This is a genomic window from Actinophytocola sp. (assembly GCF_045807065.1).
In the GTDB taxonomy this organism is placed as follows: Bacteria; Actinomycetota; Actinomycetes; order Mycobacteriales; family Pseudonocardiaceae; genus Actinophytocola.
Genome location: NZ_JBJMIE010000675.1, coordinates 1 through 5611 on the forward strand (window position 1 = coordinate 1; position 5611 = coordinate 5611).

The window sequence follows — 5611 nt, forward strand, 5'->3', positions numbered from 1 at the left end:
GCGTGTGGACGTTCACCATCGGCGCCGACGGCTCACTGACCACACAGGGCACCCGAGCCGGCACCCGCGTCGGCCCGGCGGTCACCACGGCGGACGGGAAGCACCTGTACACCGGGAACGCCTTCGACAGCGCCACGGACAGCCAGAACACCGTGTCCGCCTTCGACATCACGCACGGGCAGCCGAGACAGATCGCCGGCTCGCCGTACCCCTCACGTGGACTCGGACCGTCGGTCGACGGGGTGGTTGTCCGCTGACAGTCCGACAAGTCCGCTACCAGCACGAGAAACACCCGTGATCACGAAGTACTGGTGAATCACCGGCCCGTCCGGATGAATTGGTGTACTCGTCTGCGCCGCGAGCGATTCCACCTCTACCGGACCCCCGCCACCTCGACGGGACCGCTGCCCATCGGCAACTTCTACTTCCACCAGGCCGGTCTGCTCGCGGTGCCCGGTGTTTTCCTCGCCGCCTGGTGGGTCCTGATCCCACTGCCCCGGATCCGGGTGAACGTGACCGTCGGCATTCACTGACGTTCGCGCACAACCTTCCGGTACTTCGTGCGTCTTCTTCATTGGGTCATGTTTCACCGAACTGGAAAAGGCGAGAACGATGCGAAGAACCGGACTGTTATTAACCATTTTGACTGCTGTTATGGGAATGGTACTGCCGGCGGCCGGAGCGTCGGCCGCGGCACCGTACTGCGGCATAACCTGGGGCTCCGGGGAGAAGTCGGCGCAGGGGCTGACGCCGAGCCAGCTGGTCGACCTGCGTGCGGGTCGGCATGACTGCTACGACCGACTGGTGTTCGACCTCAACGGACCGACCGGCGGCTACCATGTGTCCTATGTGGACACGGTGTTCGACGACCCGACGGGCGCGCCGGTCCCGCTGCGCGGCGGGGCGCGGCTCCAGGTCACGGTGTTCGCGCCGGCCTACGACCAGTCGGGCAACCCCACCTACACCTACCCCAACCGCGCGGAGTTGGTGGACGTCACCGGCTACCAGACCTTCCGACAGGTCGCCTGGGCCGGCTCCTTCGAAGGCACGACCACGATCGGCCTCGGCGTCCGCGCGCGGCTGCCCTTCCGGATCCAGACGCTGCCCAACCGCATCGTGGTGGACGTCGCGCACTTCTGGTGACCCCGAGCCCCGGGGCGGCCTCGCGTTGACCCGCCCCGGCTCCCGGCCATGCTCGATCAGCTTCTCCGTGCGCGTTGGCACTGCCACGCAGGACAACCCGGGACAGAGCCGCTCCCGACGGCCAGACATGGCAGGCGGCCCAGACGCGTGGACGTCGACCAGTGTGTTTCACGGGCGCGACCGGCCGCCTGGTGCGGGGACCCTGAGTCCAGCGGAGTTCCGCGGTGGGGACGAAGGCCGCGGACCCCTGGACGACGGGAGTGATCGACGATGGCGAAGATGCTGTTCGTGGTGTCCGGAGCCACGTACCTGACGTTGAAGGACGGCACCAGGTACGCCACCGGTTACTGGGCCGAGGAGTTCGCGGCCCCGTATAAGGCGCTCACCGAAGCCGGTCACCAGGTCGTGGTCGCGACGCCGCGCGGCGTGACCCCGAACGTCGACATGATGAGCATGCGCCCGGAGATGGCGGGCGGGATCGAGGGAGCCCTCGAGCTGGAGGCGATCATCCGTTCGGCGGAGGTCATGCGCCGGCCGCTCAAGCTGTCCGACGTGCGCCTCGAGGACTACGACGCGGTGTACCTGCCCGGCGGCCACGGGCCGATGGAGGACCTGTGGGTGGACGCCGACGCGGGACGGATACTCACCGAACAGCTCGCCTCGGGCAGGCCGCTCGCGATCGTGTGTCACGCCCCCGCCGCGATGCTGGCCACCAGGATCCACGGCGTGTCTCCCTTCAAGGGTTACCGGGTCACGTGCTTCACCAACGACGAGGAGGAGGCCGTCGGGCTCGCCTCCAGGACGCGGTGGCTGCTGGAGGACGAACTGCAGGGACTCGGCGTCGAGTTCAGCCGCGGCGAGATCTGGAAGCCGTACATGGTGGAGGACCGCAACCTGATCACCGGGCAGAACCCCCACTCGGCCGCGATCCTGGCGGACCGGCTGTTGCAGATCCTGAAGTAGGCGCCGGACATGTCCAACCACTTCAGTGCGGCCTACCTCAAGTTCCCGGGTGACGACGCGCGCCTGGACCTGACCGACCTCTACGTCTTCCCGGCGGCCGGCGACAGCGGCCGGACGGTGGTGATCATCGACGTGAACCCGTTCACCACGGGTCTGAGCGCGACCCCGCCGTTCCTGATGAGCCGGGAGTTCCACCCCGACGCGGTCTACCGCATCAACATCGACAACGACGGGGACAACCAGGCGGACGCCGCCTTCTCCTTCGTGTTCACCACGGCCGAGGACGGCCTGCAGACCGGTGCTGTCCACTACGCCACGGACGCCGACGCCCGGCGCGCCGAGCCGGCCGGCGAGGTGCTCGCGAGTGCCGTACCGGTGGGCCTCGACGCCGTCGCGCAACCGTTGCGGGCAGGCCCCTGCGGGCTGTTCATCGGAGTCCGCAGCGATCCCTTCTTCGCCGACGCCGAGGGCGCGCTGCACGGTTTCGAGTGGACGGGGGAGGACGCGTTCGCCGGCAAGGACGTGCAGTGCATCGCGCTCGAGGTGCCCGACGAGATGCTCGGGCCGCAGCCCGCGATCGGCCTGTGGGCGACTGTCAGCGTCCGCCGCGACGGCGCGCTCGTCCAGGTGGACCGCGGCGGGCATCCGACGATCAACCCGTTCATCAACCCCGAGTACGCCAAGGACGAGTACAACGCCGGGCATCCGGCCGACGACAGGGCGAAGTACCTGGAGCCGTGGTCGAAACTGCTGGCGGAGAACGGCTACGAGCCCACGGCGGCAGCAGCGGCAGCCGCCACGGTCCTGCCGGACATCCTGCGCTACGACCGCGCCCGTCCGGCCGCCTACCCCAACGGGCGCGGCCTCACCGACGACGTCTTCAGCGCCCGGATGGCCTTCCTGACCAACGGAAAGGTCACCTCGGGCGGAGTGCCTCCGCACGACGACCTGCTGACCCGGTTCCCCTACCTCGGGCCGCCCCACAGGTAACCCGCCCCTGGGCATCGATTCGCACGTCACCACAGAAGGAGGTCGTCGTGAGCGTGCCCGGCAAGAAGGTCGCCGTCATCACCGGTGCGTCGCAGGGCATCGGTGCCGCCCTGGTGGTGGCGTACGGCAAGCTGGGCTACGCCGTCGTCGCGACGTCGCGGAGCATCGCCCCCGTGCCGGACCCGGACGTCCTCGCCGTCCGGGGCGATATCGCCGACCCCTCCACGGCCGAGCGCGTGGCCGCCGCCGCGGTCGAGCGGTTCGGTCGCATCGACACCCTGGTCAACAACGCAGGCATCTTCATCGCCAAGCCGTTCACCGAGTACACCCGGGATGACTACGAGGCCGCCACCGGCGTCAACCTGGCCGGGTTCTTCCGCATCACGCAGCTCGCTGTCGAGCAGATGCTCCGCCAGGGCAGCGGTCACCTCGTCCAGATCAGCACCAGTCTGGCCGACCACGCCGACGCGTCGGTCAACTCGGTGCTGGCCTCCCTGACCAAGGGCGGGCTGCAGTCCGCCACCAGGGCCCTGGCCATCGAGTACGCGGCCCGCGGCATCCGCAGCAACGCGGTCGCGTTGGGTGTCATCAAGACCCGGAACTCGGATGCGTACGGTGACTCTCTCGCCCGGCTTCACCCACTCGGGCGATTGGGCGAGGTCGGTGACGTCGTCGACGCGATCGTCTATCTCGAGAACGCCCCCTTCGTCACCGGCGAGATCCTGCACGTCGATGGCGGCCAGAGTGCCGGCCACTGACCGTAGCGAGGCCGCGGACCGGTCCGTCAGGCGACTCGCCCTTCTTCGCGGGCATCGCGCTGCGCCTCTTCGACTCGGTGTGACACCCGGAGCAGTCGGATCGAGGTGACCAGGCCGATGCCGCCCAGGAGGTTGCCCAGCGACGACCAGGCCAGCGCGATCGCCCAGTCGGCCCACGAGTAGTGCGCCTGACCGCCCAGCAGGCCGGCGAACATGACGATGGAGTCGAGTATCGAGTGGAACAACTGTGCCCCGACGAGAAGGAACGACATGGCGACCGCGGCGACGAGCTTGACTCCCATGTCGTTGGTCGCGTGCTGCATGCGGGTCATGAGCGTGATCACCGCGCCGGCCAGCACGGCCAGCGCCAACGAGCGCCAGGACGTGCCCAGCGTGGCGAAGTGACCACCGGTCGCGGCCGCGGTGCCACGCAGGTCGGGCAACGCGACGACGATCATGCCCGCCATCACGAAACCGCCGGCCAGGTTCGCGGCGAGAGTGACCAGCCACAGCCGGACCAACCGTGAGAAGGAACCGTTACCGGCCGCCAACGCGGTGACCGGGACCAGGAAGTTCTCGGTGAACAGCTCGCTGCGGGCGAGCAACAGCGCGATGAACCCGATCGTGAACGCGGCGGCGGCCAGCAGCGGCTGCCCGGTCTCGTGCTTGACGACCAGGAAGGCCAGCACCCCCACGGCGACGTCGACGCCGCCGAGCAGCCCGGTGGCCACCAGCGGCAGCAACGGACGCCCAAGCCGGTCGCGACCCTCGGCGATGATCCGGTCGAAGGCTTCCTCGAGCTCCGGCTCGTCACGGCTCCCGGCCGGCGACCGCAGGGGCAGGCTCCCGTGCTCGTCGATCGAATCGCCTGTCATCACATCTCCCACCACGCTGCGGAGTCCCCATGGCGCACGACGATCGGCATCGGCGACCAACCGCATACCCGCGCAGGTCAGACCTATTCCTCGGTCGGGTATTCAGCAGCTGCCCAACCGAGTCGTAGGACGCGGCTCGCCGGCACGGACCCGGCGACCGCGGTGACGGCGCCGCGGGAGCAGGATGGCGGCGACATCGCGGCTCAGCGACCGAGAGCGGCGCGCTCTGCCTGCTCTACGACCGCACCTGAGAACATGGCCCCGGCTCCGTCGCGGGGCCCCCGGACGAAGGAGAACTCGTGCTCGAACGGATGGACAACATCGGCATCGTCATCGAGGAGCTCGACGCCGCCATCGCGTTCTTCGTCGAGCTCGGTATGGAGCTGGAAGGCCGGGCGCTGGTCGAGGGACCGTGGGTGGACCAGATCGTCGGACTGGACGCCGTCCGGTGCGACATCGCGATGATGCGGACCCCGGACGGCCACGGCCGACTCGAACTGATGAGGTTCCAGACGCCGCCGGCGGTCGACGCCTCGCGGAACGCCCCGGTGAACGCGCTGGGCCTACGGCGCATCCTGTTCGCCGTCAAGGACATCGACGACGTCGTCGCCCGGCTGCGCACGCATGGCGCCGAGCTCATCGGCGAGGTGGGCCAGATCGAGAACAGCTACCGGATGGGTTACCTCCGCGGCCCCGCGGGGATCATCATCGCCCTGGCCGAAGAGCTCGGATAACGGAAGGTTTGCCATGCTACCGAACGAAGTCACCGAAGTCCTGAACCGCCCGCTCAGCCGGGAGCTGCTGGCCCGGGACCTGACCCGCTTGGCCTACGTCGCCACGGACGGCACACCCCGGTGTGTCCCGATCGCCTTTACCTGGAAC

The 5611-nt window shown here is 68.8% G+C and carries 8 protein-coding genes and 1 pseudogene; 8 read left to right on the plus strand and 1 reads right to left on the minus strand.

The window, feature by feature from the left end; translation table 11 throughout:
• The 6 genes from ACJ73U_RS39695 to ACJ73U_RS39720 form a co-directional block, all read left to right on the plus strand.
• Window positions 1-257: hypothetical protein (locus ACJ73U_RS39695; protein WP_407782938.1), on the plus strand; the 257-nt coding region annotated here is incomplete at its 5' end.
• A 54-nt stretch (window positions 258-311) separates the two neighbouring features.
• Window positions 312-533: a hypothetical protein gene (locus tag ACJ73U_RS39700; RefSeq protein ID WP_407782939.1), complete on the plus strand. Its 222-nt coding sequence runs from the start codon at window positions 312-314 to the stop codon at window positions 531-533.
• Window positions 534-654: 121 nt separating this feature from the next.
• Window positions 655-1143, plus strand: a complete 489-nt coding sequence (locus ACJ73U_RS39705) for a hypothetical protein (protein WP_407782940.1) — start codon at window positions 655-657, stop codon at window positions 1141-1143.
• A 270-nt stretch (window positions 1144-1413) separates the two neighbouring features.
• The gene (locus tag ACJ73U_RS39710; protein WP_407782941.1) at window positions 1414-2106 is read left to right on the plus strand and encodes a type 1 glutamine amidotransferase domain-containing protein; all 693 of its coding nucleotides are present in this window, start codon (window positions 1414-1416) and stop codon (window positions 2104-2106) included.
• Window positions 2107-2115: 9 nt separating this feature from the next.
• Window positions 2116-3096, plus strand: coding sequence for a DUF4331 family protein (locus tag ACJ73U_RS39715; RefSeq protein WP_407782942.1), 981 nt, complete (start codon window positions 2116-2118; stop codon window positions 3094-3096).
• A gap of 47 nt (window positions 3097-3143) precedes the next feature.
• Window positions 3144-3854: an SDR family NAD(P)-dependent oxidoreductase gene (locus tag ACJ73U_RS39720; RefSeq protein WP_407782943.1), complete on the plus strand. Its 711-nt coding sequence runs from the start codon at window positions 3144-3146 to the stop codon at window positions 3852-3854.
• 26 nt (window positions 3855-3880) lie between these two features.
• On the opposite strand, the gene ACJ73U_RS39725 is transcribed toward ACJ73U_RS39720, so the two are convergent.
• Entirely contained in the window at window positions 3881-4729 is an 849-nt protein-coding gene (locus ACJ73U_RS39725) for a formate/nitrite transporter family protein (RefSeq protein ID WP_407782944.1), read from the minus strand.
• Between the two features lie 311 nt (window positions 4730-5040).
• On the opposite strand from ACJ73U_RS39725, the gene ACJ73U_RS39730 reads away from it, so the two are divergent.
• Both ACJ73U_RS39730 and ACJ73U_RS39735 read left to right on the plus strand, forming a co-directional pair.
• Window positions 5041-5463 carry a VOC family protein gene (locus tag ACJ73U_RS39730; protein WP_407782945.1) on the plus strand — a complete coding sequence of 141 codons (423 nt, stop codon included), beginning with the start codon at window positions 5041-5043 and terminating at the stop codon, window positions 5461-5463.
• 13 nt (window positions 5464-5476) lie between these two features.
• Window positions 5477-5611, plus strand: a pseudogene (locus ACJ73U_RS39735) (pyridoxamine 5-phosphate oxidase); the annotation flags it as partial.

Bases quoted from the DNA above. Each gene is read 5' to 3' on its own strand.
- ACJ73U_RS39705 (WP_407782940.1), top strand. From the start codon at position 655: ATGGGAATGGTACTGCCGGCGGCCGGAGCGTCGGCCGCGGCACCGTAC.
- ACJ73U_RS39710 (WP_407782941.1), top strand. From the start codon at position 1,414: ATGGCGAAGATGCTGTTCGTGGTGTCCGGAGCCACGTACCTGACGTTG.
- ACJ73U_RS39715 (WP_407782942.1), top strand. From the start codon at position 2,116: ATGTCCAACCACTTCAGTGCGGCCTACCTCAAGTTCCCGGGTGACGAC.
- ACJ73U_RS39725 (WP_407782944.1), bottom strand. From the start codon at position 4,729: ATGACAGGCGATTCGATCGACGAGCACGGGAGCCTGCCCCTGCGGTCG.
- ACJ73U_RS39730 (WP_407782945.1), top strand. From the start codon at position 5,041: ATGGACAACATCGGCATCGTCATCGAGGAGCTCGACGCCGCCATCGCG.